Below are 25,451 nucleotides of genomic sequence, written 5' to 3' on the forward strand. Positions count from 1 at the left end.
GCGGTGGCCGTCGTCGGGAGCGTCTGGCGAAATCGCTCCGCCGGCCGGCCCCCGGCGCCCTCTCCCTCGCGGGGTGGCTCAACCGCCGGTATCGGTGGCCGGGTCTCCCGGTGACACGGAGGTCAGGGTCTCGCCCCGGTCGAGGCGCACGACCCGGCGGTCGGTGACGATGGCCGTGATGAGTTCCGCCGGGGTGACGTCGAATGCGGGGTTGAGGGCCCCGGTGCCCTCGGGGGTGATCGGCGTGCCGCGGACGTTCACGACCTCGTCGGCTCCGCGGTCCTCGATCCGGATGGCGTCGCCCGACGGGGTGTCCATGTCGACTGTTGACTCGGGCGCCACGACCACGAACGGGACCGAGGCGTAGCGCGCTGCCAGCGCCAGGGAGAACGTGCCGATCTTGTTGGCGGTGTCGCCGTTGGCGGCGATGCGATCGGCGCCGGTGAGGACGACATCGGCCATGCCCCGGGACAGCAAGGCCGGGCCGGCGGCATCGACGATCACGCGGTAGGGGGCGCCCATGCGCTCGAGCTCCCAGGCCGTCAGCCGGGCGCCCTGCAGCAGCGGGCGGGTCTCGGTGGCGATCGCCAGCGCCAGGCGTCCCTGCTCGTGGATCGTACGGATCACACCCAAGGCGGTGCCCCGCCCGGCAGCGGCGAGCCCACCGGTGTTGCAGATCGTAAGCGCCGTCACGGCGTCGGGCTCGGTCACCAACTCCTCGACGAGCGCCGCCCCGCGGCGACCCATCGACAACGAGGCGGCAACCTCTTCGTCCCGCACGGCGAGCGCCTCTTCCAGCAGGGCCTCGGGGCCGTCGAGGGCGCGCGCCGCCACGCGGTCGACCATCCGGGCGAGGTTCACGGCGGTGGGGCGAGCCGTGCGGATCGACTCCACCGCCTCCTGGAACTCGTCGGTCCCAGCACCGTGCTGCCGGGCAGCGAGAACCACCCCGAAGCCGCCCGCCACGCCGATCACCGGGGCACCCCGCACCGCCAGGCACCGGATGGCGTCGACGAGATCCGCAACATCGTCGACCTCCAGAATCTCGTAGGCATCGGGCAGCCGGGTCTGATCGACCATCAGGATGCGGTCGTCCGCCCAGTCCAGGCTCCGCTCACCCAGATCCTGCATGCCAACCTCACTGCGCCGACGGTTTTTCCGTGTCCCACGGTAGACACCCATCGTGACAGACACCGACTCCCCCGCCGCCATGATCGACCTGACCGGGCGGGTGATGCTGGTCACCGGCGCCGGCGGCGGCGGAGGCGAGAGTGTCGGCAGGATCGTCGGCAGCGGCATCGGTAGCGGGATCGTGCGCCGGTTCGCAGCGACCGGCGCCACCGTCGTGGCGCACACCCGCAACTCCCCCACCGATCACCTCCGCTATCCCGACGGCACACCGGTCGCCACCGTGCGCGCCGATCTGACGACACCCGACGGCCCACCCAGCGTGATCGAGGAGACGCTGGGACTGCACGGGCGCCTCGACGGTCTCGTGAACAACGCCGGCGCCCAGCCGATCGCCCGCTTCGACACCCTCACCGACCAGCAGTTCACCGACATGATGGATATCAACGTCACCGCCACGCACCGGCTGACGCAGCTGGCGGCGGCAGCGATGCGCCGGAACTCGGACCCCGGCAGCGGCTCGATCGTCCACATCGCCTCCATCGAGGCCCGCCACCCGACCGTCATGCACGGCCACTACGCAACCTCGAAGGCCGCCCTGGTGATGCACGCCCGGGCGGCGGCGCTGATGTACGGCCCCGACGGCATCCGCGTCAACACGGTGTCGCCGGGACTCATCGACCGGCCGGGCCTGGTGGACGACTGGCCCGAGGGGGTCCACCGCTACCTCGCGGCCGCTCCGCTGGAACGCCTCGGCACCCCGGAGGACGTGGGCGACGCCTGCGTGTTCCTCTGCTCGGACCTGTCCCGCTGGATCACCGGCACCGACCTGCTGGTCGACGGCGGCGTCCTCACGAACACCACCTGGTGAGTCGATGGGTCCCTGCAAGCAGCGCCCGATCCCAGCCACGCGGGTCGACTCCACCGCGCCCCCGACTGCGGTCTCGGCGCCATGAGCCTCGCTGATCGCGTCTACATCGTGACCGGCGCTGCGGGGGGAATCGGCGCCGGGATCGCCGAGGCGCTCGTCGAGGCCGGCGGATCGGTTGCGCTCGCCGACCTCGACCTCGAAGCAACCCACATGACCGCCCGCCGCATCGACCCCGACGGCCGGTGCACACTGGCGGTTTGCTGCGATGTGGGCTCCGACAGCAGCGTCCAGGAGACCATTGCGGCCACCGTGGATCACTTCGGTCGCCTCGACGGCGTGGTCAACAACGCCGGGGTGATCGAGATGAACGAGGCTCGCCACGCCACAAGCGCGGCCTGGGCTCGCGAACTCGACATCAACGTGACGGGTGTCTTCCGGGTTTGCCGGGCCGCCCTGGAGCATCTGACCGCGTCCGATCAGGCTGCAATCGTCAACGTGGCATCCAACTGCGGCAAGGTCGGCTTCCCGAACATGGCCGGCTACAACGCCTCCAAGGCAGCCGTCATCAACCTGACGCGGTCGCTGGCAACCGAGTGGGCACCCTTCGACATCAACGTGAACGCCGTCTGCCCTGGCGCGGTCGACACCCCGATGCTGGCCGGCGTGGCCGACTGGCTGGCCGAACACCAGGGCGGCGACCCCGAGGACATCCTGGCCGGCATGGCCCTTCCCCAGATCGGCCGCAAGGTCGCGCCGATCGAGGTCGGACGAGTCGTCGCCTTCCTGCTCTCGACTGACGCCACCATCATCCGCGGCCAGGCCATCAACATCGACGCCGGCGAAACTCCCTACTAGCCGGCGCGACTCGAACATGGCCACCTTTGAGGACGTGCACCGGTTGGGCATGCGGTTGCCGGAGGTGACCGAGGGGACGTTCTACGGCACCGCGGCGCTGAAGGTGCGGGGCAAAGGGTTCTGCCGGATGTGGAGCGAGCGGGAGTACAACCGCGACGACGTTCACGACTCCGAGGTCCTCGTGGTGTTCTGCGAACCCGAGGCCAAGGAGTCCCTGCTGGAGAGCTTCCCGAACGTGCTGTTCTCCACGCCGCACTACGAGGGCTACGGCGCGATGCTCATCCGGCTCGGCGAGGTCGACCTCGAGGACTTGGCCGAGTGGCTGGAGGACAGCTACCGCCGTCGCGCCCCGGACGCCCTGCTCCGCCGGCTCGACCGCTGACCGTTTCGACCCCGCTGCCCACCGGGAGCGCCCTGGCCGTTTCGAGCCGCGTGAGCGCTCGGCTCCCGGCCGTTGCGAGCCGACTCGCTATTCCGGCCCCCGTGTCCGTTCGACTCCCGGCCGTTGTAGACCGGCGAGTCGGCAGCACGTGCAGAGGCCGCGCCAGGCGCAGTCGGCAAATCGCCCGCATCCGGCAACGTGATGGGCTCCGCCAGGCCGAGCCGGCGCTGCATCCGCCTCGAGTCGCCCATCTGCTCCGGCTGGAGCAGGGACACCACGAGACCGCCCCGGCCGGCGCGGGCCGTGCGACCCGAGCGGTGCAGGTACGTCTTGTGGTCCTCCGGCGGGTCGAAATGGACGACCGACGCCACATCCTCCACGTGGATTCCCCGAGCGGCCACGTCGGTGGCGACGAGCGCCTGCACATGGCCGTCGGTGAACTGCCGGAGCGAGCGCGTCCGCCGTTGCTGCGGGTGGCCGCCGTGTATCGCCGCGGCGCGGATGCCGCGCTGGGAGAGTTGGCGGGTCAAACGGTCCGAACCGTGCCGGGTCCGGCAGAACACGATCGTCTGCCCCACCGCGTTGATCACCTGCGCGCAGGCAGCGACTCGCTCAGCCTTGTTGACCTGCCAGAACCGATGATCGGCGGCGATCACGTCGGGCGTCTCAGCGCCGACGGCGTGCGTGACCGGCTCGTACTGGTAGTCGCGGGTGAGCGTCTTCACGTCACCGTCGAGAGTCGCGGAGAACAGGAAGGTCTGGCGGTCCCTGGCCGTCTGGTCCAGGAGACGCCGCACGGCGGGGAGGAATCCCATGTCGGACAGGCGGTCCGCCTCGTCGATGACCGCGAGGTCCACGTCGTGCAGGCTCACGGCGCCCTGGTCGATGAGGTCCTCGAGGCGGCCGGGGCAGGCCACGAGGATCTCGACGCCGTCGCGCAGGCGCTTCAGCTGCGGGCCGTAGCCGACCCCTCCGTAGACCACGCCGACCCGGACGTCACCGGCGAAGGTGCGCAGGTCGGTCGCGATCTGCTCGGCCAGCTCGCGGGTGGGTGACAGGACGAGTGCCGTCGGTCGCTTGGAGCGGGCACGGCCCGCATTGACGACGAGGGGGATACCGAAGGCAATGGTCTTGCCCGATCCGGTGGGTGCCCGACCGCAGACGTCGCGGCCGGCGAGAGCGTCGGCCATGGTGGCCGCCTGGATCTCGAATGGTACGTGAATGCCGCCGCGCTGCAGGGCGCGGCAGATCGATTCGGGTACGCCCAACTGGGCGAAAGAGGTGGACATGATGCTCCTTGCCCGCGCCACGCGGGCCGTCAGGTTGCCGCGAGTGCCTGAACTCGTTGATGTGGCGGCACCGCGGTTGGGTGGCTCACACAGAATCAATCATGGAAAGCGAACTGTGCGCCCAACGACCGGATACTCCGGCCGGTCACTACAGGATACCCGCTCCAGCGCCAAGTCCTCCGGACCCCCGGCGAACCCCCGCGCCGGCCGCCCTCGCTCGCCGCTAGTACGGCAGGCCGACAGCTCTCGTGAGGAACTCCATGTAGGGCCCTGACGTGCGGCAGGCGTCGGCGAAGACGTCAATGAAGCCGGGGGCGGTGGCCTCGTCCTCGTCGAACATGCACATGGCCACGTGGTCCTTGCGCCTGAGATCCTCGATGAGCGGGTGCTCGGGGTCGAACCCTTTCGGTGGCCGCTTCAGCGATTCCCCTTCCAGGTCGAACTCCTCGACGAACCCGGGATCCCCTGTAGCAGCCTCCCAAGCGGCGGGATCGTCGACGATGCACTCGCGGATCCTCCCCAGGGCCGCTGAGTCGGGCCGCCACAGGCCGACCCCGGCGAAGACCAGGCCGGGCTCCAGATGCAGGTAGAACCCGGGCGCATGCACCGACTTGCCGACCTCGTGACGGAAGTGCGCCGCCGCCTGGGTCTTGTAGGGGGACTTGTCCTTGGAGAACCGCACGTCCCGGTAGATCCGGAACATGGAGCCGCCGTTGGCCCGCGCATCGGCCACGAAGTGCTCGCTGATGGAGTGCAGGTACGGCTCGAAGTCCTCGATGAACGCCAGCAGCGGCTCCTTCACGTGCCGCTCGTAGCGAGCCTTGTTCTCACCGAACCAGTCACGATCGTTGTTGGCCCGCAGCTCCAGCAGGAACTCGAACAGCTCGGGTGTGAAATGGGACTGCACGGCCGCGGTTCTACCGCATGAACGCCCGCAGCAGCGGCAGGATCCGCTCGGGCGCCTCCTCGGCGAGGAAGTGACCGCAGTCTGGAAACTCGTGCACCGCGCTGTCAGTCAGTTCCGAACACCAACGGTCGCGTTCCTTCGCCCGGAAGGCGATGTCTTTCGATCCCCAGAGAACCAGCGCCGGTTTGTGCGCGAAGGACGATCGCTCGTCCCAGATCTCCCGGAGCCAATCGGTGGCGCCGACGATGAATCCTGGCAGCGCCGCGTTGGCGGCCCGCTCGGCCGGCGAGGGCTGCGCCCGGCGGTAGTGCTCCATCACGTCCGCGGTGAGCGCGTCCCTGTTCCCGACCGCCTTGGGCATGACGCCGTTGACGAAGAAGTTGCGCCGCTTGATCAGGTACTGCCCCACCGGGCTCGCCATCATCCGGCTGAAGAACCAGAAGTGCGGGTCGCGATTCACCGGCCAGCACCAGGTGTTGGCGATGATCAGTCGCTTGACGCGATCCGGATGCCGTCGGGCGAAGTCGAGACCGATAGGTCCGCCCCAGTCCGTCAGGAAAAGCGTCACGTCATGCACGTCCAGATCGTCCAGCAGGGCAGCGAACGCCTCCGCGTGAGCCTGAGGGCGATGATCCTCCTTGCGGCTGCTGCGAGAGGACAGCCCGAAGCCGATGTGATCCGGAGCCACACAGCGGCACTCCGACTGCAATCCCCCGATCAGGTGCCGGTACTCGAACGACCAAGCCGGGTTGCCGTGCACGAAGACGATCGGCTCCCCCGAACCCTCGTCGACGTAGTGCATCGTGTGTTCACGTGGAGTCGTGAAGAACCGGCTCTCGAAAGGAAAAAAGTCGTCCGAAACCCAAGCCGGCCGCACACCGGCAGGAGAACTACCCACGAAGCGACCCTATCGCTGCCGCTACCAGAACGCGGCGACCGAAATGGAGCATCATGAACATCCCCGGCACATCCGCTCGGTTGATCAGATCTCGTGCACCTGCAACTCGACGCCGAGCGCGTGCCGGAGTCGGGACAGGTCAGAAGCGTCGCTCGTGACCGCGAGGTCGTCACGGGCCGCCGCGCCGACTACCACGGCAGCATCGACGATGTCCGATGTTCCCGCCAGGCTGCACGCCGCGCCCGCGGAGCGGGCCCTCGGCTCATCGAGATCCTCGATTCGGCAGCCCGCCAGGAACCGGGACATCTGCGGCTGCGGACCACCCCGCCACCCCTGCGCGAGCACTCCGGCGGGGACCGACGGGACGATCCCGCGCTCCAGTGCCCGGCGGTGCAACCTCCATAGGCGGTCATCGCTGCGCTCGGCGGCGATCAGCGCCCCCGTGTCGTACGTGATGCCCGCCACCGGTCAGCCGGCAACCTGAGAAGCCGAGCCGTCCAGGATGTCGTCGGCCCAGGCCAACTCCTCCGACGCGAGTTCGCCGTGTTCGGCCTCCCACGCCCGCACCTCAGCGAGGCCGGCCTCGACGACCAGGGCGCGCTCCGCCGCGGCGTTGAGCCACTTTGACAGGCTCACACCGCGGCGCGCCGCCACGTCGGCGACCGCCTGCGCAACCTCCTCGTCCAACGCCACAGAGAGCTTCCGCACAGCCATGCACCTGATCGTAGTATCTGGGTGCAACCGATTGCAACGAAAAGGGGTGAAACTTCCTCACCTCCGACCTCGGCGCCCGGGGACTGCCCGAACCCCGATTCGCCTTCGGCGGGCAGCATGAGGCTCAACGATTTCACCGCACACAGGCGGACGCCGGGCCTCAGGGGAATGATCGTCATCCACCACATTCGCAGCCGGAATCCACGGTCCTGCAGCTCGATTCGCACTCGCGGACGGATTGTCCGGCAAACTCCCTGGCATCGACGACTGCTGGAGGAGACCATGCAGGGCAAGTGCTACGAGGAACTCGAGGTGGGGATGGTGATCCGCCATGCCCTTACCCGGACGGTGACCGAGACGGACAACGTCCTGTTCACGTCCCTGACGATGAACATGCAGCCGCTGCACCTCGACGAGGAGTTCGCCAAGACCACGGTGCACGGGCGGCGGGTCGTGAACAGCCTGTTCACCCTGGCCCTCGTCGCCGGCATGACCGTCCCCGAGACCACGTTGGGGACCACGATCGGGAACCTGGGCTACGACAAGATCGAGTTCCCCGCCCCGGTGTTCCACGGCGACACCCTGCGGGCCGAGACCACGATCGTCGACAAGCGGCTGTCGAAGAGCCGCGACGACGCCGGCATCGTCTGGTTCGAGCAGCTCGGCTACAACCAGCGAGACGAGGTGGTCGTGCGGGTGAAACGCGTCGGGATGATGATGCTGAAGCCGGCGTCGCCGGAACCCGCCCAGGAAACCTGAGCCACGGTCAGCAGGTCGTCCACCTCGGACTCCTCCACGCCCCGGGCCTGCGCCCACGAGCGACGCAGCAGCGGGGTCTCGATGACCCCGGGACAGATGGCGTTGACCCGGACGTTGTGCGGCGCGTCGTCGATCGCCATCTGCCGGGTGAGGGAGATGACCCCGCCCTTCGAGGCGCTGTAGGCGGCCTGCTCCCGCTCGCCAGTTCCGGACCGTGAACATAGCGGGAGCCGGGCAGGCCACCCCGCTCGAACCCGGGCACCACCGGGGCTCGCCCGCGGCGACCGGCGTAGCATGATCTCCGCAGGTGCGGCAAGAGGAGCACGCCATGACGGTCACAGGCGACGATCTGCGAGAGATGTACCGGCGCATGTCGCGTATCCGGCAGTTCGAGACCACCACCAAGGAACTCCTGCTCGCCGGCGAACTGTACGGCGCGTTCCATACTTCGACCGGCCAGGAGGCATCGATCGTCGGGGCGTGCATGGCGCTTCGCCCTGACGACTACATGGTGGGCACGCACCGCTCGCACGGACATCCCATCGGCAAGGGAGCGGCGCTGGACCGTCTCCTGGCCGAGTTGATGGGCAAGGAGACCGGGGTCAACCAGGGCAAGGGCGGGTCGATGCACCTGTCGGACTTCTCCGTGGGCAGTCTCGGCGAGACGTCGATCGTCGGTTCGGGGCTGCCCGTGGCGGCGGGAGCGGCGCTGGGTTCGAAGATGCAGGGCATCGACCGCGTGACCCTCTGCTTCTTCGGTGACGGCGCCTCGAACCAGGGGACGTTCCACGAGTCGTTGAACCTGGCGGCGATCTGGACGCTCCCGGCCATCTACGTGTGCGAGAACAACGGCTACGGCGAGTTGACCGCGGCGCACAAGACCATGGCGGTCGAGCGGGTGTCGGAGCGGGCCGCGGGCTACGGCATACCCGGTGTCACCGTGGACGGCCAAGACGTGCTCGCCGTCCACGAAGCGGTCAGCGAGGCCGTGGCGCGGGCCCGGCGCGGCGAGGGGCCCAGCCTGGTGGAGACCATGACCTACCGGTTCGACAACCACGCCATCGGCATCCGGATCGAGAACTACCGCGACCCCGCCGAGATCGAGCACTGGCGGACGCAGCGCGACCCGCTGGTGCTGTTCCGCGACGCGCTGGGAGAACGAGGCATCGACGGCGACGAGCTGGACGTCATCGACAAGGAGGTCGAGGCAGAACTGGCCGAGTCTCTGGAATTCGCCCGCTCGAGCCCCGCCCCTCCGCCCGAGGCCGCCTTCACCCACCTGTTCACCGACCCGATCGGTAGCTGAGCGGCCCTGTGCGAACACTGACCTACCTCGAGGCGCTCAACGAGGCGCTGGTCGAGGAGATGGAACGCGACGAGTCGGTCTTCGTGATGGGCGAGGACGTGACCTGGGGGCTGATGGGCTCCACCACGGGGCTGGTCGACAAGTTCGGCGACGAGCGGATCCGCGACACGCCGATCTCCGAGGCCGGCTTCGTCGGGGCGGGCGCCGGCGCGGCCATGGTGGGCATGCGCCCGGTCGTGCACATGCTGATCGCGCCGTTCGTGTACGTGGCGTTCGATCAGCTCGTCTCGATCATCGCCAAGTCGACCTATCTCTACGGCGGGCAGGCCAAGCTGCCGATCACGCTGATGGCGCCCATGCTCTACAACCGCGGCAACGCCGCTCAGCACTCCGACCGCCCCTACCCCACTCTGATGACGATCCCCGGTCTGAAGCTCATCGCGCCGGCCACGCCTGCCGACGCCAAGGGGATGCTCAAGGCGGCGATCCGCGACGACGACCCCGTGATCAGCTTCGAGGACGGCGGCCTGTGGGGCCGGCGAGGCGAGGTGCCCGACGGCGACCACGTCGTCCCGCTGGGCGAGGCCGACGTGAAGCGCGAGGGCGACGATGTCACCGTCGTGGCCCTGGCGGGAGCGGTCGCCCACGCCCTGGCGGCGGCGGAGGAACTGGCTGGCGACGGGATCTCGGCGGAGGTGGTGGACCTCCGGTCGATCGTGTCCCTGGATCGCCGGACGGTGCTGAACTCGGTGGCGAAAACGGGCAGGCTCGTCGTCGCCGATCCCGCCCACGAGATGGGCTCGGTGGCGTCGGAAGTGGCCGCGATCGTCGCCGAGGAGGCGTTCTGGGACCTGCAGGCGCCGATCAGCCGGGTGACGACGCCACACACACAGATCCCCTACAGCGCCGACCTCGAGCGCCCCCTGTACCCGAGCGCCGATCGGATCGCAGCCGCCGCCCGCCAACTGATGGCATGACCGCCGTCACTGAGATCCGGCTTCCCCAGTTCGGCATGGGGATGCAGGAGGGCACGATCATCACCTGGTTCAAGCGCGAGGGCGACCAGGTGGCGGCCGGCGAGGTCGTGGCCGAGATCGAGGCGGAGAAGGTCACCGAGGAGTTGGTTGCGACCGGCGGCGGGGTGCTCCAGCGCATCCTCGTGCCCGAGGGCGAGACCGTCGCCGTCAACGAGTTGCTGGCCGTGATCGGCCCCGCAGGAGCCGCCGCGGCGGACGCCGGTGAGCCGGTCGTCGGCGACGACGAGCCGGATCCCGCCGAGGATCCGCGCAAGACCGTCATGGATTCCGGCCTTCGCCGGAATGACGACCCCGGTGACGGCCCCCGCCGGCAGGTCACACCCCGCGCCCGCCGCCTGGCCGCAGACCTTGGCGTGGACCTCGACTCGGTGGCCGGTACCGGACCCGGCGGCCGCGTCACCGAGGACGACGTCACCGCGGCCGCAGCCGAAAGCGCCTGATCAGCCCCTCGCCAGCCCCCGCTAGTGTCCTGAGCCGGAAGTTCGTCGGAGGTATCTGGCGAGGTTAGCAAGCCTCTCAACAGCGGTTTCGTGCCAAGGCGAACGGTTGAGGCCACGCCATACCCTCATGAACTTGGAACTCAGGACACTAGGGCGGATCGGCCGATCGGGTGAGGGTGAATCCCTCGTAGTCGTTGGCGGCGACCTCGTCGCAGGCGGCCCGGTAGTTGTGGGTCCCGCCTAGGTACATGGTGATGCCGCGGGGCTTGCCGGGGATGTTCGCCCCCGTCCACCACGAGTTCGTCTTGCCGACGATGCTCCGGGCGACGAGACCCTCGACGAGCGCGGTCCAGACGGCCTCGGCCTCGGGGTCGGCGTCGATGCGCTCGAAGCCGCGCTCGACCATGTGGGCGAGGCAGTCCGCGATCCAGTCCACGTGCTGCTCGATCGACAGCATGACGTTGCTGAACACCGCCGGGCTGCCCGGCCCGGTGATCATGAACAGGTTCGGGAACCCGGAGGCGACCAGGCCGATGTAGGTGCCCGCCCCGTCGGCCCACTTGTCCCGCAGCGCCAGCCCGCCGACCCCGCGGATGTCCATCGACAGCAGGGCACCGGTCATGCCGTCGAAACCTGTGGCGTAAACCAGCACGTCGAGGTCGTAGTGATCGTCTGACGTCCGGAGCCCCCGGGGCGTGATCTCGGTGATCGGCACCGCCTTCACGTCCACCAGCGTGACGTTGTCGCGGTTGTAGGTCTCGAAGTAGTCGATGTCGACGATCAGCCGCCGGGACCCGATCGGAAAGTCGATGTCCACGAGCTTCTCGGCCACCTCCTGGTTGTCGACCTTGGCCCGCACCTTGTCGCGCACGAACTGCGCGGCACGCTCGTTCGATTCGGGGTTGGTCAGGATGTCGTCGATGGTCATGGCGAAGCCCGGCCCTCCCCGCTGCCAGGAGGCCTCGAGAATCTCGGCGCGGGCGGCGGCGTCCAGGTCCGAGGAGGCCGGGACGATCGGGCGGGACAGCCCGGCGGGGGACGTGCGCTTGAACTCCTGCCGCTCGCCGAAGCTGTCGCGGAGTTCCTGGCGGGCCTCGTCGTCGAGCGGGCGGTTGCGTGCCGGCACGGTGTACTGGGCGGTGCGCTGGAAGACATAGACGTGCTCGGCCGTCCTGGCGACCTGGGGGATCACCTGCACGCCGCTGGAGCCGGTGCCGATCACCCCGACACGCTTGCCGGCCACGTCCACGCCCTCGGCGGGCCAGCGGGCGGTGTGGTGCTGCACCCCCGCGAACGTCTCGGCACCGGGGATCGTCGGCTTGTTCACCTCCGACAGGCAGCCGGCCGCCGACACCAGGAACCGGGCCGATACCGTGGCCCCGCCCGACGTGTCGATGATCCAGCGGTTCGTGCCCTCGTCGAAGCTGGCCCGCTCCACCCGCGTGTCGAATTGGATATCGCGGCGCAGATCGAAGCGGTCAGCGACGTGATTGAAGTAGCGCTCCAGCTCCGGTTGGCTGGGGAACCGCTCGGTCCAGTCCCACTCCTGCTCGAGCTCCTCGGAGAACGAGTAGCAGTAGTCCCAGCTCTCCACGTCGCAGCGGGCGCCGGGATAGCGGTTCCAGTACCACGTCCCCCCCACGCCGTCGCCCTGCTCGAACACCCGCACCGAGAGTCCGAGTCCCCGCAGCCGGTGCAGCGCGTAGAGCCCGGCCGCCCCGGCACCGATGACGATGGCGTCGAAGTCGCCGCCAGGCTGCGCCCCGGCGCCGGTGGTCTCGTGGATCTCTGCAACCATGGCCGCCGAGAATCTAGCGGGATGATTCTGATGGGTCGGCCGTGCCCGGTACATCCTGCACGCCTCGGGCACGACGTTCCGCGAAGTCATGCAGGCCCGGTTGATTCTCGCGCCGCTGCGGCCCGGCCGGCCACCGAGCGGATCGACTGGTTCTGAGCACGACGGCTCGCCGCCTGTTTGGTGACAATTGACTACACTCTCACCATGACTGTGCTGTCGATCCGGTTCAAGCGCCCGGGTGCCTACGAGAGACTCAAGCGGGGCGCCGCCCAGCGGGCCGAGTCGATCTCCTCGGTGGGAGAGCGTCTGATCGACGAGGGTCTGCGCATGGAGGCTCATCCCGGAATCGTCTTCCGCGACGGGCCGAGCGGCCGGCGCGCCGGATTGGCCGCCGGGCCGGACGTGTGGGAGGTCGTCGGGTTGCTGCGGGGTCTGCGGGGCAGTGTCGAGGGACGGGTCGCCGCCGCGGCCGCCCAACTCGGCCTCACCGGCGCGCAGGTCCGGACGACCAGCCGGTACTACGCCGAGTTCACCGGCGAGGTCGACGCTGAGATCGCGCACAACGACGACATTGCCGACCGCGAGTTGGCCACCTGGGAGAATGAGCGCAGGCTGCTGTCGGGGTGAGGCTCCTCCTCGACGAGATGCACGCCCCGCGGGTCGCGGCCCGGCTGCGAGACCGGGGACACGACGCCGTCGCCGTCAAGGGGCGTGCAGAGCTCATCGGAATGTCCGACGAGGATTTGCTGCGCGCCGCGACGGCCGATGAGCGAGCAGTGATCACCGAGAACGTCAAGGACTTCGCCCCGCTGCACCAGCACATCGCGGCTGCCGGGCAGCGGCACTCGGGGCTGATCTTCACCCATCCTCGCCGGTTCCCCCGCTCCGCCCCGGACCATGTGCGAGTCCTAGCCGATGCACTCGATGCCTTCCTCGTCGAACACGGTCCCGAACTCGACGATGTCGGGATGTTCGTGTGGTGGCTCAAGCCAGCGAACCGATAAGCACAGGCCCGGGTACGGCGGCCACGGTCAGATCCCAGCGGCTGCCGCCGGGGCCGCCACGTCGGTGACGACTTCCAAGCACGCTCAGAGCGATGCCGGCGCCAGTGGGTCCGGGCCGGCTCGGCGAGCGGGCGGCGTCAAGCGCGCAGGTCTCGCCAGGTCCAGGCGGCTCCGTCCACGAGCAGTTCGGGATCGCCGGTCCACAGCGTGGCGCCGTGAGCGGCGGCGGTGGCGGCAGCGAAGCAATCGGCATACGACATCCGGTGGTCGGCCTTGATCCGAGCGGCTTCCATCACCCGGCGGGAGGTCGGAAGCTCGGCTGCCACGATGTCCTGCAGGTCTCGGACAACCGACTCCGCCGCGAGCTGCCCGTGATTGCGTCGGACGATGTAGTAGACCTCACCGAGGTTGATCCAGCTGATCGTCGGAATTTCCGAGTCCAGGAGTCGTCGAACCGCCGACGCAGCCGGTTCGTTCCCCTCCAGGAATTCGATGACCGCCCAACTGTCCAGAACTACCGCCACGCGGCGTCTTCTCTGCGTCGATCCGCGTCGCGCCCCGCCAACAGTTGTTCGGCCATACCGGAGTCACCGAATCTGCCCATCAGAGTCTCCGGGCTGCGCACGGGCCGCAGCGCCACATGATCGTCGCAGTCCCAGAAGCTCACCTCGTCGCCGGGCTCGATCCCGAACCGATCACGCAACTCCTTGGGAATCACGACCTGCCCCTTGGCCCCTACCGTGTGAGTCATACCGATAAGTATAACCAATCATGGCGCTCGCTACAGAAATCGGCCGTCACTCCAGGGCGAGGCCGATGCGGCGGAGTTCGTCGAGGCGCGTCTCGGGGGCGTCGGGGGCGTAGTCGCCGGGGGTGTAGGTGACCTCGTGGAGTTGGCCGGTGTATGGGAAGCTGCCGCGGCGTTGGTAGAGCTGCCACGAGACCGGTGATCGGCGGTCGATGCCGACGTCGATGCCCTCGAAGGGCAGGAACTCCGAGAGCTGCACCAGGCCCTGGCCGGAGATGGCGGTCCGGCCGTCGACGATCACGTCGAGGTCCCAGCGGTGGCCGCCGGGGGCCCGCACGTCGATGAGGATCCCGGCGCATGCACCGAGGGGCGCCGGCGCCAGCGGGTTCGGCCGGCCGGCCTCGTTCAACTCGAAGCAGAGCCGGTCGTCCTCGACGTAGAGCACGTACCCGGCCTCCTGGCCGCCGTGGGCGACCAGCACCCCCTCGTCGCCGGGCCGGTGCTCGAGTCGGATGTCGATGCGGAACGACCGGCCCCCGATCAGCCGCTGGGAACGCACCCGTTCCAGGGTGGGCGCACCCGGTGTGAGCCGCACCGCTCGGGCGAACCGCTCGTCGCCGGGCGGCCGCATCGCCGTCTTCAGCCCCACCCCCTCGTCGAGCGGGAACACCCGGTTCCGCCAGGCCGCGTCCTCCCAACCTTGCAGCATCTCCGCCAGCTTCTCGGGGTACTCGGCGGCGACATCGCGCAGCTCGTTGAGGTCAGTGGGCAGGTTGAACAGCTCCCACTGATCCTCGCTGAACGGGGTCCGGTTCCGGTGGAACGTCACCGCCGCCCACCCGTCGCGGTAGAAGGCCCGATGGCCGACGCACTCGTAGTACTGCTCGTCGCGCAGCGACGGCGCGGCCGGGTCGGTCAGCGACGCCGCGAACGACACCCCCGACAGCGGCTCCGCCTCGAGACCCTCCCGTTGGCTCGGCACCTCGAGCCCCAGCAGGTCCGCCAGCGTGGGCAGGAGATCGGTGACGTTGGCGTACTGGTCACGGATCACCCGGGGCTGCCCGACGGGCCCCGCCGGCCACGACAGCACGAACGGCACCGAGTGCCCGCCCCGGTAGGTCATGAGCTTGTACAGCCGGAACGGCGTGTTGCAGGCCATGGCCCAGCCCCGCGGGTAGTGCGGCCAGGTGGTCGGCCCGCCGATCGCGTCGATGCCTGCAACCAGCTCGTCGTCGATCGGCTCACCGTGCCCGCCAGGGGTGCCCGATATCTCGCCGACGGCCTGGAAGTAGGAGGGCGTTCCCCACTCGCCGCCCTCCCGTGACGCCCCGTTGTCACTGGTGAAGACGAAGATCGTGTCGTCGAGTTCGCCCAGGTCCTCGAGCGTGTCGCGGATGGCGGCCACGCTGCGATCGACCGAGGTGACCATCGCCGCGTACACCTCCATGTAGCGCGCCATGACCTTGCGCTGGTTCGCCGACAGCGAGTCCCACTCCCTGACGTCCTCGCCGGGCTCGGTGTTGCGCGGTGGCAGCACCGTGCCGGGGGGCACGATCCCCAACTCGATCTGCCGGGCCAGCCGCTCTTCGCGCAGCCGGTCCCAACCGCCGTCGTAGCGACCCCGGTGGCGGGCGATGTCGGCGGCGGGGGCGTGCAGCGGCGCGTGCACCGCCCCGTGGGCGTAGTACAGGAGGAAAGGCTTGTCCGGGTCGCCGAGGCGCACCTCACGGATCATGCGCACCGCACGCTCGGTGAGATCGTCGGTCAGGTAGTAGCCCTCGGGGTACTCGTCGGTCTGCACGGCGCTGTTGCCCTCGTACAGCCGGTGCGGGTGGTGGAAGTTCGTGAGCGCCTCGAGGAACCCGTAGTACTGGTCGAAGCCGCGCTGCAGCGGCCACGAATTCCTGTCGCCGGCATCGGAGAGGTCGGCGGGAGTGCACAGGTGCCACTTCCCCACCGCCAGGGTGGCGTACCCGTTTGCGCGCATCATCTCCGCCAGCGACGGCTGGTTGCGCGGCAACTCGCCGGCATAGCCGGGGAAGCCGGGATCGGCGTTGGCCACGAACCCCATCCCGGCCAGATGCGGGTTCAGTCCCGTCAACAGCGCCGCCCGCGTCGGCGAGCACATGGGGGTCACGTGGAAGTTCGAGTAGCGGAGCCCCGCCGCGGCCAGGGTGTCGATCGCCGGCGTGGGAATCTCCGAGCCGTAGCACCCCACGTCGGAATAGCCCAGGTCGTCGGCCAGCACGATCACGACGTTCGGCGAACCGGCGGCCGCGGCCGGCTTCTGTGGCCACCACGGCTCCGAGGTGGAGAACACCCGGCCGATCCGCCCCTCGAATCCCGGATAGTGCTCGCTCTGCAGGTCGCTGGACACGTCTCTCCCCTGGTCAATCAAGTCAGCTTGCGGGCCGACCGACTCTCGATCCGCCAGCCCGGCAACCTACTCCCGCCGGCAGCAACGGCCTCGCCGGTGCGCCGGCGGCGTCACATTGCCATACATTCACTGCGGTCTCACGGAGGGGAAGCCATGAACCGATTCGAGGACAAGGTCGTGATCGTGACCGGCGCGGCAGGCGGCATCGGGCGGGCCGCGGCGCTGCGCTTCGGCGCCGAGGGCGCGGCCGTCGTGGCGGTCGACCTGGACGATGACGGGATGGCCGGGACCGTCGCCGCGGTCGCGGCGGCCGGCGGGACGGCCCATGCGGTTCGGGCCGATGTGACGCAGTCGGGCGACGTGGAGGCCTACGTGCAGACGGCCGTCGACCGCTTCGGCGGCGTGGACGTGCTGTTCAACAACGCCGGCGTCGAAGGGGTGGTCTCGCCGCTCGAGGACTACCCCGAGGACGTGTTCGACAACGTCATGGCCGTGAACGTGAAGGGCGTCTGGCTCGGCATGCGCCACGTCGCCGTCGCCATGCGGGCCCGCGGCGGCGGCGCCATCGTGAATGCATCGTCGGGCGCCGGGTTGCGCGGCACGCCGGAACTGATCGCCTACGGCGCCAGCAAGCACGCGGTGATCGGCATGACCGCGACCGCGGCGATCGAGCTGGCGCCGGCCGGGATCCGGGTGAACGCCGTCTGCCCCGGGCCCGTCGACACCCGCATGCTGGAGGCGATCGCGGCCGGCAAGTTCCCCGAGGACCCGGACCTGTTCCTGAAGCGAAGCGACGAGCGGAACCCCATGGGTCGGCGGGGCAGACCCGAGGAGGTCGTCGCCCTCGTGACCTTCCTGGCATCGGACGACGCCTCGTACATAAACGGCGGCTGGCACACCGTGGATGGCGGGTGGGCAGCCGGCTGAACGGAAGCCACCCCGACGTGCACAGGAATCAAACATTTGGTAGTTTCTCTGCGAACTGATTGCCCTGCTAGGGAGCTTGGCAACAAACGTTGAGGGGACTGACATGAGGACACGATCACGGCTCTTCGCACTTCTCGGCATTCTGCTGGCGTTTTCGCTGCTGGCCACGGCGTGCGCAGGCGACGACGACGAACCCTCGGCTCCTGATCCCGGGGCCGCGCCGGCTGCGCCTGCCGGTGAGGCCGAGGACATGGACGACGCCGAGGAGATGGATGACGCGGCCCCGGCTCCCGCTCCGGCCGCCGACGACGATGCGGCCCCGGCTCCGCCTCCCGCTGCAGACGACGCAGCCCCGGCAGATGACGACGCCGAGCCGGCCACCGCAGCCGACGCCGCCGAGCCGATGGTGATCGGCCCGCCGGAGGTGGACCTGATCCGGGTGTGTGCAGCGCCGTCGTTCACCCAGATGTATGCGGAGGTCATGGTCTCGCAGGGATTCCTCTCCGATCGGGGGACCGATATCGAGTTCGTGGCGTGCTTGTCGGGTCCGGCGCAGGCCGCGGCGTTGGTCTCGAGACAGGTCGACATCGCACTGAACACCCCCGACAACATGCTGGGTATCCGCAACGCCGATTTCGATGTGGTCATGTTCGCCCAGATCGTCGACACCCATTTCTTCGACATCGTGGTGTCGAACAACTTCGGGCAGATCGACTGCGCCGAGGGTGACTGGGAGTGCGCGATGGCCGCACTCGAGGGCACCCGGGTCGGCGTGGTGGCCCGCGGCGCCGCCGCCGAGCAGATCGCCCGGCAGCTGCTCGACTCGGCCGGGTTCGATCCCGACGACTCCACGTACATCGCCACCGGGCTGTCGGGAACGACACTGGCCGCGCTGGCTTCCGACGAGATCGACTGGACCATCACGTTCGAGCCGGGCCTGACCCGGGCCGAACTCGACGGCATCGGCTACCGGCCGTTCCGGCTCCAGGCGGGACACGGCCCGGCCGAGCTGGACTGGCCGTCGGCGATCCTGCTGACGGCCCGGGACTTCTGGGACAGCAACCCCAACACCGTCCTGCACTACCGCGAGGCAATGGTGGAAGCCGTCGAGTGGATGCGCGACCCGGCCAACCGCGACGAGCTGCTGGCGGGCGTGGTCGACTTCCTCGGGCTCGAAACCGACATGGCTGCGCACATCGTGGACAACAACATCGGCAGCTACACCGTCACCGGCGTCCTCGACCCGGTCCGGATCGGCAACAACGTCAACTACGCGGTCGGTCGCGGCATCCTCGCCGAGGCCCAGCAGTTCGGGGAGTTCGCCGTCGGCCCGGACATCGACGCCATCCTGCCGGAGGAACTGGTGGCAGAGACCGATCACGTCCTGATCTGCCAGGCGCCCTCGTTCAACGGCCTCACCGTGCACGTGGCGGTGGAGAAGGGCTTCCTGGGCGACCGCGGCGTGACCGGCGAGTTCGTGCAGTGCCACTCGGGCCCGGCCAACGCGGCGGCGCTGATCGCCGGCGAGGTGAACTTCTCGATCAACACGCCCGACAACATGTTGGGCATCCGCAACGCCGGCTTCGACGTGGTGCTGTTCCAGCAGATCCAGGACACGCACTTCTTCGACATCATCATCAGCGAGAACTTCGGGCCGATCGACTGCGAGCAGGGCGACTGGCAATGCACCATGGCCGCCCTCGAGGGCACGAGCGTGGGTGTGGTGGCCCGCGGCGCCGCCGCCGAGCAGATCGCCCGCCAGCTGTACGACTCCGCCGGATTCGACCCCGACGGCGCCACCTACATCGCCACCGGACTGGCCGGCACCACGCTGGCCGCACTGTCCTCCGGTGAGGTGGACTGGGCCATCACCTTCGAGCCCGGCCTGAGCCAGGCGGTCATCGACGGCATCGGCTACTCGCCGTTCACGCTGCGCACCGGCCAGGGCCCCACCGAGTTGGACTGGCCCTCCGCGGTCAACACCACCAGCCGGGAGTTCTTCCAGAACAACCCCAACACGGTGGCCATCTACGCCCGCTCGGTCCGTGATGCGATGGACTGGATGCGCAACCCGGCCAACCATCCCGAGGTCCTGGACCTCATGGCGAGCTTCCTGGGCCTGGACCGCTCGGTCGCCGAGGTCGTGCTGGCCAGCAACATCGGCAGCTTCAGCCTCAACGGGCGACCCGACCCCAGGCGGCTCGGCAACAACGTGAACTACGCCGTGGGACGCGGCATCCTCGAAGAAGCTCAGGACTTCAACGACTTCGCCGTCACCCCGTAACCGAACTCTCACTCCCCGGTCGGGCGACTCGGTTGAGTCGCCCGACCGGGGCGAGTCTGACAACCTAGGGGTTCTGTGCAACCGGCCGTAGAACTGAAGGACGTCACGCTCATCTTCGGCGGCGACCGCCCCGACGATGAGCCGGTGCTCGCCGTCCAGGACATCGATGTCGCCATCCCGCCGGGCCAGTTCGTGGCCGTCGTGGGGCCCAGCGGCTGCGGCAAGACCACGATCCTGAACATGCTGGCCGGGATCCTGAACCCCACCAGGGGCTCGGTGCTCCGCCACGGACAGGAGGTCGACGGCCCCAGCCAGGACATCGGCTACATGCTCGCCCGCTCCGGCCTGAGCCCGTGGCGCACCGCCCGCAGGAACGTCGAGTTGGGGCTGGAGTTCCGCAAGGTGCCGAAGGCGGAGCGGCGCCGGCAGGCCACGGAGCTGCTGGCCAAGCTGCGCCTGGAGGGGTTCGCCGATTCGTACCCCTCCCAGCTCAGCCAGGGCATGCGCCAGCGGGTGGCCATCGCCCGCACGCTGGCCATCAGTCCCGACCTGTGGCTCATGGACGAGCCCTTCGGCGCCCTCGACGCCCAGACCCGCCTCACCGTGCAGGCCGAGTTCCTGGAGCTCTGGTACGAGACCCACAAGACGGTCATCTTCGTGACCCACGACCTGGAGGAGGCCGTGCTGCTGGCCGACCGGGTCATCGTCATGACCGCACGCCCCGGGCGCATCAAGTCCGACACCATCGTGGATCTGCCCCGCCCGCGGGAGATCGACGAACTCCGCTTCGACCCCGCCTTCCGGGACACCGAGCACAAGATCTGGGAGGAGCTGCGCGGTGAGATCGTCTGAGGGCGACGAGCCGCGGGAGGCCGACATGGCCGAGGCCACGAGCCTGGCCGACGCCCTCACCCAGACCGAAGTGGAGGCGCTGATCCCCCACGAGCCCACCTGGAGGTACTGGCTGCGGCGCATCGACATCCCGGTCCAGTTGATGCGGATCGGGATCCTGTTCCTGATCTGGTGGCTGTGGTGGTCCGAGGTTCTCTGGAACGGCTGGGACTCGTTCTCGGTGTTCGGCGTGATGCCGTTCCCCAACGTGCCCGAGACGTTCCGGGCCAGCCCGTACGAGACCTGGGTGTACTTCACCGAGATCTATCACGAGCAGCTCTTCTGGCAGGACCTCTGGGTCACGGTGAAGGAGGCGTTGATCGGCTTCGTGCTCGGCTCGCTCCTCGGGCTCATCGTCGGCATCATCCTGGGTCGCTTCCAGAGGGCGGCGAGAACGCTGGGACCCTTCGTCGTCATCGTCAACGCCATGCCCAAGATCGCCTTCCTGCCGCTGATCCTGATCGTGTACGGGGTCGGCGAGATGTCCAAGGTGGTCCTGGCGGTGCTGATCGTGTTCTTCATCGTGGAGGTGCCCACCCAATCCGCTGTGGCGCTGGTGGACCCCGACCTGGACCTGGTGTCCCGGACCATGGGCGCGTCCCAGCGACAGCGCTTCATGAAGGTCACCCTGCCCGGCATCACCCCGGCGGTGTTCGGGGCGCTGCGGCTGTCGGCGGTGATCTCGGTGCTGGCGGTGGTCTTCGGCGAGATCTTCTCGGCCAAGCGCGGCCTCGGCCAGCGGCTCATCACCGCGGCCAACCAGCTCTCCTACGGCGACACGTTCGCCATCGTGTTCATCCTGGCCCTGATCGCGCTGATCATGAACGGCGGGATCGGCTTCGTGGAGCGCAAGTCGCTGCGCTGGCAGACCACCCAGGAGGGCGGTCAGGTCATCTCGCTCTAGAGGTTGACCGGGTAGACGGGGTCCTGGCCCGAGAGCACCAGCGCCACCTGCTGGGCCGCCTTGACCTGCAGATCCAGCACCGACTCCTCGGAGTAGAAGGCGGTGTGCGGGGTGAGGATCACGTTCGGGCGGCCGTAGAGCGGCAGGTCGGCGGCGGGAGGCTCGTCGGGCAGCACGTCCAGCCCGGCGCCGGCGATCTGCCCGCCGTCCAGCGCCTCCGCCAGCGCGGCGACGTCCACCAGTCCGCCCCGGGCGGTGTTGACGACCACGGCCTCCGGGCGCATCATCGCCAGCGCCTCGGCACCGATCATGTGACGGGTCTGCGGTGTGAGGGGCGCGTGGACCGACACGAAGTCCGAGCGCGCCAGCAACTCCTCGAACGACACCGACTCCACACCGAGGGCGGCGGCGTCGGCGGGATCCACGTACGGGTCGAACGCGAGCACGGCCAACCCGAAGGGCTGGGCCTTGGCGGCCACGAGCCGGGCGATCTTGCCGAAGCCGACCAGGCCGACCGTGCGCCCCCGGACCCGGTGTATCGGTTTGACCTCGGCGAGGTCCCAGCCGCCGCCGTGCACCAGCGTGTTGCCCCGTGTCACGTTGCGAGCCAGCGCCAGCATGAGCGCCATGGCGTGATCGGACACCTCGTCCTCGCAGTACTCCGGGACGTTGGTCACGACGATGCCCTTGGCCGTTGCGGCTGCCAGATCCACCGTGTCGATGCCGATGCCCGTGCGGGCGATGATCCGGCACCGCTCGAACTGCTCGATCACCTCGGCGGGCAGTTGGGCGTAGGTATTGATGACCGCATCGGCCTCCCGGGCCACGGCCAGGACGTCGACAGCACCGACCGAAGCCGACATCCGGATCTCCGCCCCGAGGGGGGCGAGCACCTCACCCGTCGGCTCGAGATCGGGGAACGGGTGATCGGTCACGGCTACGACGGGACTCGCCATCAGGTTCTCCTCAGTGCGATTCGAGCGGCCGGCACCGTAGCAGCACCACGGCAACCGGCTCTTCCCTCGGGGCCGGCGCTACGTTCCCGCGAATCGGGCGCCGCTGTAGTCGTCGAGATCGACCACGGCGATGCAGCCGGCATTGCCGTCCCGGTTGAGGCCGAACACCTCGGTGACGCCGCCTCGGACGTGTTCGTGGTTGCTCTGGTGCCAGTGGCCGTGAAACACCAGCCCCGGCGCGGTCCGCTCGACGGCGTCCCGCAGCAGGTGCCGCACCTCCTTGCACTCCGCGAGGATCCATCTCGGGATCAGCGCCTGCGGCAGTCCTTTCAGCCCCGTCACGCCGGCGGGGGCGTCATGGCAGAACAGCACGTCGAGGCCGTCGGGCGCGTTGTCACAGAGCCGGCGCAGGTCGTCCCTGGTCGGCGCCTCGTGGTCAGCCCAGCGGTGTGGCGCGAGCTTTGGGATGAACTTGTCGGGGCTGACGGCGCCGCCGAGAGCGCCACAGCGTCGCCCGCTCCAAGTCCAAGTGCTGCCGCGGTCGGCCCACCACAGCGTCCCGCCGAGGTGCAGCGGCCGCCCCGCGGCGCGCGCCTCGGTCACGTCCGGCCGCTGCGCATAGGCGGCGAGGCAGGGCCAGGCCTCGTGGTTGCCGTCGACCACGATGACCGGCAGCGGCGCTCGCATGGCCAGCCGCATCAGCGGCGCCCACGAGCGGGAGGGGAGGCCCTCTACGTGGGTCCGCGGCCGGGTGCCCCAAGAGCAGTCCTGCAGCCAGAAGTCGCCGACGGAAACCACTGCATCACAGCGTTCGCGTTCAGCAGCTCGCAGCGCCGCCCCCAGCGCGCCGTCGCTGTTGTGGATGTCCCCGAGCACGAGAACCCGCCTCACGGCGCCGTCAGCGACGGCAGGATCCTCCGCCCAAGCCCGAGTCGGCCGCCACCGGCCGCCCAGGAACGCCTCCTCCGAGACGTCTCCCAGTCCCTTCTCCATCACCCCTCGCAGTCTATGAACTGCATTCTCGCCTCTCCGGGCCCCGGTCGGGAATTCTCGCTCTGGCCCGGGTTGGGTCTGATGCAAGGAGACCCTGATGTCGGTGAGCCGCGTCGAGCAGCAACTCCTGCACCGGGGCAGTAGTTTCAATCAGGCGGGGAATTGTTCGCAAGACAGGGATCACTCAGGTGATGGTGAAGATGAGTGGGGGCGAGGCCCTCGTCAAGTCGCTCGTCAACGAAGGCGTCGAGGTCGTCTTCGGCATCCCGGGTGCGCAGATGTACGGCATCGTGGCGGCGCTGCGCGATGACCCTCGCATCCGTCTGATCACGACCCGCCACGAGCAGGCCACGACGTACATGGCCGACGGCTACGCCCGCGTGTCGGGGAGGCCGGGCGTGGCCCTGGTGGTACCGGGCGTGGGCCTGTACAACGCTGCCGCCGGGCTCGCCACCGCGTACTCCCGCTCGTCGCCCGTGCTCGTCGTCGCCGGTCAGATTCCCCGCGGCCAGATCGACAGGAACCTCGGCGGCGTGCACGAGATCGTGGACCAGCCCGACGTGGTGCGTCCCGTGACCAAGTGGCGCCAGCGGGCGCTCCGGCCTCGGGACATCCCCTGGACGGTGTCCGAGGCGTTCCGGCAGATGCGCACGGGGCGCCCCCGTCCCGCGCTGATCGAGATCCCGCCGGAGGCGTCGGTGGAGCGGGAGGAGGTCCAGCTGAGGGATCCGGCGCCCGTCGTGCGCATCGTGCCGACCCCGGAGCGGCTGCGAGAGGCCGCTCGCGTGATCGCCGCGTCCCGCCTGCCGCTGATCTACGCGGGTGGCGGGGTGGCGCGCTCGGACGCGGAGGATGCTCTCGTCGCTCTGGCCGAGGCGGCGAACATCCCCGTGGTCACCTCCGGAGGAGGGAAGGGAACCATTCCCGACCGCCACCCGCTGTCCTACGGCTCGTGCGTCAGCCCCGAAGGCGAGCGGTTCGAGATGAACCAGCTCTACGACGTGATGCGTTCCGCCGACGTGGTCATCGGGATCGGGGCGCGATTCTCGATGGGCAACCCGGCCGGCGAGTCGTCGACGCTCGTGAACATCAACATCGACGACACCGAACTGACGCGCATCCAGGCCAACACGCTCCCCCTGCACGGCGACGCCAGGGCGACCATCGAGGCTCTCCTGCCCCACCTCCTCGAGGCGGGCTCCGGCGACCGCCCGTCACCCGCCGAAGCGGTCACCGCCGCCCGCCGGCTGATTGCGTACTACGACATCAAGTTCAAGGAGCCCCAGTACCCGATCCTGGAGGCGCTGCAGCGCGGGATCCCGGAGGAGGCCTGTGTCGTGTGGGGGGTGACGCAGTTCGGCTACTACGCCCGCACCCATTTCCAGGTGAACCACCCGAAGACCTACGTGGACTCCGGGTACGCCTTCAACCTCGGCTTCTCATTCCCGACGGCGCTCGGCGCACAGATGGCCCGACCGGACGACCCGGTGGTCTGCGTCGTCGGCGATGGGGGATTCATGTTCAACGCGTCCGAACTCTCGACGGCGGTCAAGTACGGGCTCGGTGTGGTCACCGTCGTCTTCAGGAACGACTCCTACGGCAACGTCGCCCGTGATCTGACCGAGTTCTTCGACGGCACCTACGAGACCGATCTCCACAACCCCGACTTCGTGGCGTTCGCCGAATCGTTCGGCGCGGTCGGGCTACGGGCGGACGACCCTCTGGATCTGGCCCGGCTGATCCCCGAAGCACTCGAGCGCCGCGCACCGGTGGTCATCGACGTCCCCATCGGCCACGTCGATCTGCCCCGCGCCAAGTTGCTGGCGCACGTGCCCTCGTTGCCATGGACCCTGCCCCAGGACGGCCTCATCCCCTCCTGAGCCCGGCCACCATCGATTACCGGCGAATGCAATTCAGTCGCTTGTCCAGGGTGTCGGAGGGGGAAACCGATTCGGGGTCTGCCACCGTCCGAAGCTGTCCGAG

At 69.1% G+C, this 25,451-nt stretch carries 26 protein-coding genes and 1 pseudogene; 14 read left to right on the top strand and 13 right to left on the bottom strand.

All coding sequences use genetic code 11. The features are described 5' to 3' along the window. Positions 1-78 precede the first annotated feature (78 nt). The gene (gene mtnA, locus OXG55_01785) at positions 79-1,131 is read right to left on the bottom strand and encodes an S-methyl-5-thioribose-1-phosphate isomerase (GenBank protein ID MCY4101986.1); all 1,053 of its coding nucleotides are present in this window, start codon (positions 1,129-1,131) and stop codon (positions 79-81) included. Between the two features lie 52 nt (positions 1,132-1,183). Between mtnA and OXG55_01790 the strand changes: the two genes are divergently transcribed. The 3 genes from OXG55_01790 to OXG55_01800 all read left to right on the top strand — a co-directional run bounded on the left by OXG55_01790 (position 1,184) and on the right by OXG55_01800 (position 3,236). Then, positions 1,184-1,999: an SDR family NAD(P)-dependent oxidoreductase gene (locus OXG55_01790; GenBank protein ID MCY4101987.1), complete on the top strand. Its 816-nt coding sequence runs from the start codon at positions 1,184-1,186 to the stop codon at positions 1,997-1,999. Between the two features lie 81 nt (positions 2,000-2,080). Beyond that, on the top strand, positions 2,081-2,854 hold the full coding sequence (locus OXG55_01795) for an SDR family NAD(P)-dependent oxidoreductase (GenBank protein ID MCY4101988.1): 774 nt from the start codon (positions 2,081-2,083) through the stop codon (positions 2,852-2,854). A 16-nt stretch (positions 2,855-2,870) separates the two neighbouring features. Continuing rightward, a complete protein-coding gene (locus OXG55_01800; GenBank protein MCY4101989.1) occupies positions 2,871-3,236 on the top strand; it encodes an MmcQ/YjbR family DNA-binding protein in 366 nt (121 codons plus the stop codon). Here the strand turns inward: OXG55_01800 and OXG55_01805 are convergent. The 5 genes from OXG55_01805 to OXG55_01825 all read right to left on the bottom strand — a co-directional run bounded on the left by OXG55_01805 (position 3,188) and on the right by OXG55_01825 (position 7,044). Continuing rightward, complete coding sequence (locus tag OXG55_01805) at positions 3,188-4,525, bottom strand: DEAD/DEAH box helicase (protein ID MCY4101990.1); 1,338 nt, start codon at positions 4,523-4,525, stop codon at positions 3,188-3,190. The genes OXG55_01800 and OXG55_01805 overlap by 49 nt on opposite strands. Before the next feature lie 223 nt (positions 4,526-4,748). Further along, a complete protein-coding gene (locus OXG55_01810) occupies positions 4,749-5,432 on the bottom strand; it encodes a DUF2461 domain-containing protein (GenBank protein ID MCY4101991.1) in 684 nt (227 codons plus the stop codon). Positions 5,433-5,442: 10 nt separating this feature from the next. Next, on the bottom strand, positions 5,443-6,234 hold the full coding sequence (locus tag OXG55_01815; protein ID MCY4101992.1) for an alpha/beta fold hydrolase: 792 nt from the start codon (positions 6,232-6,234) through the stop codon (positions 5,443-5,445). A gap of 180 nt (positions 6,235-6,414) precedes the next feature. Beyond that, positions 6,415-6,795, bottom strand: coding sequence for a twitching motility protein PilT (locus tag OXG55_01820; GenBank protein ID MCY4101993.1), 381 nt, complete (start codon positions 6,793-6,795; stop codon positions 6,415-6,417). Between the two features lie 3 nt (positions 6,796-6,798). After that, the gene (locus OXG55_01825; protein ID MCY4101994.1) at positions 6,799-7,044 is read right to left on the bottom strand and encodes a hypothetical protein; all 246 of its coding nucleotides are present in this window, start codon (positions 7,042-7,044) and stop codon (positions 6,799-6,801) included. 282 nt (positions 7,045-7,326) lie between these two features. Here OXG55_01825 and OXG55_01830 point away from each other — a divergent pair, with 282 nt between their 5' ends. Then, the gene (locus OXG55_01830) at positions 7,327-7,803 is read left to right on the top strand and encodes a MaoC family dehydratase (GenBank protein MCY4101995.1); all 477 of its coding nucleotides are present in this window, start codon (positions 7,327-7,329) and stop codon (positions 7,801-7,803) included. 47 nt (positions 7,804-7,850) lie between these two features. Here the strand turns inward: OXG55_01830 and OXG55_01835 are convergent. Further along, a pseudogene (locus OXG55_01835) lies at positions 7,851-7,988 on the bottom strand (SDR family oxidoreductase). Between the two features lie 143 nt (positions 7,989-8,131). On the opposite strand from OXG55_01835, the gene OXG55_01840 reads away from it, so the two are divergent. The 3 genes from OXG55_01840 to OXG55_01850 are packed head-to-tail and all read left to right on the top strand — an operon-like array spanning position 8,132 to position 10,586. Next, on the top strand, positions 8,132-9,109 hold the full coding sequence (locus OXG55_01840; protein MCY4101996.1) for a thiamine pyrophosphate-dependent dehydrogenase E1 component subunit alpha: 978 nt from the start codon (positions 8,132-8,134) through the stop codon (positions 9,107-9,109). A gap of 8 nt (positions 9,110-9,117) precedes the next feature. Beyond that, positions 9,118-10,086, top strand: a complete 969-nt coding sequence (locus OXG55_01845) for a pyruvate dehydrogenase complex E1 component subunit beta (GenBank protein MCY4101997.1) — start codon at positions 9,118-9,120, stop codon at positions 10,084-10,086. Next, the gene (locus OXG55_01850; GenBank protein ID MCY4101998.1) at positions 10,083-10,586 is read left to right on the top strand and encodes an E3 binding domain-containing protein; all 504 of its coding nucleotides are present in this window, start codon (positions 10,083-10,085) and stop codon (positions 10,584-10,586) included. The genes OXG55_01845 and OXG55_01850 overlap by 4 nt, the downstream gene beginning before the upstream one ends. A gap of 148 nt (positions 10,587-10,734) precedes the next feature. On the opposite strand, the gene OXG55_01855 is transcribed toward OXG55_01850, so the two are convergent. After that, positions 10,735-12,384 (bottom strand): NAD(P)/FAD-dependent oxidoreductase, encoded by a 1,650-nt coding sequence (locus OXG55_01855; protein ID MCY4101999.1) that lies wholly within the window; start codon positions 12,382-12,384, stop codon positions 10,735-10,737. Between the two features lie 204 nt (positions 12,385-12,588). Between OXG55_01855 and OXG55_01860 the strand changes: the two genes are divergently transcribed. Then, positions 12,589-13,011 carry a hypothetical protein gene (locus OXG55_01860; GenBank protein MCY4102000.1) on the top strand — a complete coding sequence of 141 codons (423 nt, stop codon included), beginning with the start codon at positions 12,589-12,591 and terminating at the stop codon, positions 13,009-13,011. Further along, positions 13,008-13,388 carry a DUF5615 family PIN-like protein gene (locus tag OXG55_01865; GenBank protein MCY4102001.1) on the top strand — a complete coding sequence of 127 codons (381 nt, stop codon included), beginning with the start codon at positions 13,008-13,010 and terminating at the stop codon, positions 13,386-13,388. The genes OXG55_01860 and OXG55_01865 overlap by 4 nt, the downstream gene beginning before the upstream one ends. 137 nt (positions 13,389-13,525) lie before the next feature. Here the strand turns inward: OXG55_01865 and OXG55_01870 are convergent, their stop codons facing one another. Genes OXG55_01870 through OXG55_01880 form a run of 3 tightly spaced genes read right to left on the bottom strand, consistent with a single transcriptional unit; the run spans position 13,526 to position 16,513 of the window. Then, positions 13,526-13,912: a PIN domain-containing protein gene (locus OXG55_01870; GenBank protein MCY4102002.1), complete on the bottom strand. Its 387-nt coding sequence runs from the start codon at positions 13,910-13,912 to the stop codon at positions 13,526-13,528. After that, positions 13,903-14,139, bottom strand: coding sequence for an AbrB/MazE/SpoVT family DNA-binding domain-containing protein (locus OXG55_01875; GenBank protein ID MCY4102003.1), 237 nt, complete (start codon positions 14,137-14,139; stop codon positions 13,903-13,905). The genes OXG55_01870 and OXG55_01875 overlap by 10 nt, the downstream gene beginning before the upstream one ends. Before the next feature lie 46 nt (positions 14,140-14,185). Beyond that, the gene (locus OXG55_01880) at positions 14,186-16,513 is read right to left on the bottom strand and encodes an arylsulfatase (GenBank protein ID MCY4102004.1); all 2,328 of its coding nucleotides are present in this window, start codon (positions 16,511-16,513) and stop codon (positions 14,186-14,188) included. A gap of 153 nt (positions 16,514-16,666) precedes the next feature. Between OXG55_01880 and OXG55_01885 the strand changes: the two genes are divergently transcribed. From OXG55_01885 to OXG55_01900, 4 genes are all read left to right on the top strand, one after another. Then, positions 16,667-17,440, top strand: coding sequence for a glucose 1-dehydrogenase (locus OXG55_01885; GenBank protein ID MCY4102005.1), 774 nt, complete (start codon positions 16,667-16,669; stop codon positions 17,438-17,440). Positions 17,441-17,543: 103 nt separating this feature from the next. Then, on the top strand, positions 17,544-19,724 hold the full coding sequence (locus tag OXG55_01890) for an ABC transporter substrate-binding protein (protein ID MCY4102006.1): 2,181 nt from the start codon (positions 17,544-17,546) through the stop codon (positions 19,722-19,724). A gap of 75 nt (positions 19,725-19,799) precedes the next feature. Beyond that, entirely contained in the window at positions 19,800-20,576 is a 777-nt protein-coding gene (locus OXG55_01895) for an ABC transporter ATP-binding protein (protein ID MCY4102007.1), read from the top strand. Continuing rightward, complete coding sequence (locus OXG55_01900) at positions 20,563-21,519, top strand: ABC transporter permease (protein ID MCY4102008.1); 957 nt, start codon at positions 20,563-20,565, stop codon at positions 21,517-21,519. The genes OXG55_01895 and OXG55_01900 overlap by 14 nt, the downstream gene beginning before the upstream one ends. Here OXG55_01900 and OXG55_01905 read toward each other — a convergent pair. Together OXG55_01905 and OXG55_01910 are read right to left on the bottom strand one after the other, a co-directional pair. After that, on the bottom strand, positions 21,516-22,475 hold the full coding sequence (locus OXG55_01905; protein ID MCY4102009.1) for a C-terminal binding protein: 960 nt from the start codon (positions 22,473-22,475) through the stop codon (positions 21,516-21,518). The two genes, OXG55_01900 and OXG55_01905, sit on opposite strands and share 4 nt — an antisense overlap. Positions 22,476-22,553: 78 nt before the next feature. Next, complete coding sequence (locus OXG55_01910) at positions 22,554-23,468, bottom strand: metallophosphoesterase (GenBank protein ID MCY4102010.1); 915 nt, start codon at positions 23,466-23,468, stop codon at positions 22,554-22,556. Between the two features lie 200 nt (positions 23,469-23,668). On the opposite strand from OXG55_01910, the gene OXG55_01915 reads away from it, so the two are divergent. Next, positions 23,669-25,348: a thiamine pyrophosphate-binding protein gene (locus tag OXG55_01915; protein ID MCY4102011.1), complete on the top strand. Its 1,680-nt coding sequence runs from the start codon at positions 23,669-23,671 to the stop codon at positions 25,346-25,348. Positions 25,349-25,451 lie beyond the last annotated feature (103 nt).

This window comes from bacterium, assembly GCA_026708055.1.
Taxonomy (GTDB): domain Bacteria; phylum Actinomycetota; class Acidimicrobiia; order Acidimicrobiales; family CATQHL01; genus VXNF01.

Excerpts from the sequence above, each read along its gene's own strand:
- mtnA (MCY4101986.1), bottom strand. The coding sequence starts at position 1,131 with ATGCAGGATCTGGGTGAGCGGAGCCTGGACTGGGCGGACGACCGCATC.
- OXG55_01795 (MCY4101988.1), top strand. The coding sequence starts at position 2,081 with ATGAGCCTCGCTGATCGCGTCTACATCGTGACCGGCGCTGCGGGGGGA.
- OXG55_01800 (MCY4101989.1), top strand. The coding sequence starts at position 2,871 with ATGGCCACCTTTGAGGACGTGCACCGGTTGGGCATGCGGTTGCCGGAG.
- OXG55_01805 (MCY4101990.1), bottom strand. The coding sequence starts at position 4,525 with ATGTCCACCTCTTTCGCCCAGTTGGGCGTACCCGAATCGATCTGCCGC.
- OXG55_01815 (MCY4101992.1), bottom strand. The coding sequence starts at position 6,234 with ATGCACTACGTCGACGAGGGTTCGGGGGAGCCGATCGTCTTCGTGCAC.
- OXG55_01825 (MCY4101994.1), bottom strand. The coding sequence starts at position 7,044 with ATGGCTGTGCGGAAGCTCTCTGTGGCGTTGGACGAGGAGGTTGCGCAG.
- OXG55_01830 (MCY4101995.1), top strand. The coding sequence starts at position 7,327 with ATGCAGGGCAAGTGCTACGAGGAACTCGAGGTGGGGATGGTGATCCGC.
- OXG55_01840 (MCY4101996.1), top strand. The coding sequence starts at position 8,132 with ATGACGGTCACAGGCGACGATCTGCGAGAGATGTACCGGCGCATGTCG.
- OXG55_01850 (MCY4101998.1), top strand. The coding sequence starts at position 10,083 with ATGACCGCCGTCACTGAGATCCGGCTTCCCCAGTTCGGCATGGGGATG.
- OXG55_01855 (MCY4101999.1), bottom strand. The coding sequence starts at position 12,384 with ATGGTTGCAGAGATCCACGAGACCACCGGCGCCGGGGCGCAGCCTGGC.
- OXG55_01860 (MCY4102000.1), top strand. The coding sequence starts at position 12,589 with ATGACTGTGCTGTCGATCCGGTTCAAGCGCCCGGGTGCCTACGAGAGA.
- OXG55_01875 (MCY4102003.1), bottom strand. The coding sequence starts at position 14,139 with ATGACTCACACGGTAGGGGCCAAGGGGCAGGTCGTGATTCCCAAGGAG.
- OXG55_01885 (MCY4102005.1), top strand. The coding sequence starts at position 16,667 with ATGAACCGATTCGAGGACAAGGTCGTGATCGTGACCGGCGCGGCAGGC.
- OXG55_01890 (MCY4102006.1), top strand. The coding sequence starts at position 17,544 with ATGAGGACACGATCACGGCTCTTCGCACTTCTCGGCATTCTGCTGGCG.
- OXG55_01905 (MCY4102009.1), bottom strand. The coding sequence starts at position 22,475 with ATGGCGAGTCCCGTCGTAGCCGTGACCGATCACCCGTTCCCCGATCTC.
- OXG55_01910 (MCY4102010.1), bottom strand. The coding sequence starts at position 23,468 with ATGGAGAAGGGACTGGGAGACGTCTCGGAGGAGGCGTTCCTGGGCGGC.
- OXG55_01915 (MCY4102011.1), top strand. The coding sequence starts at position 23,669 with ATGAGTGGGGGCGAGGCCCTCGTCAAGTCGCTCGTCAACGAAGGCGTC.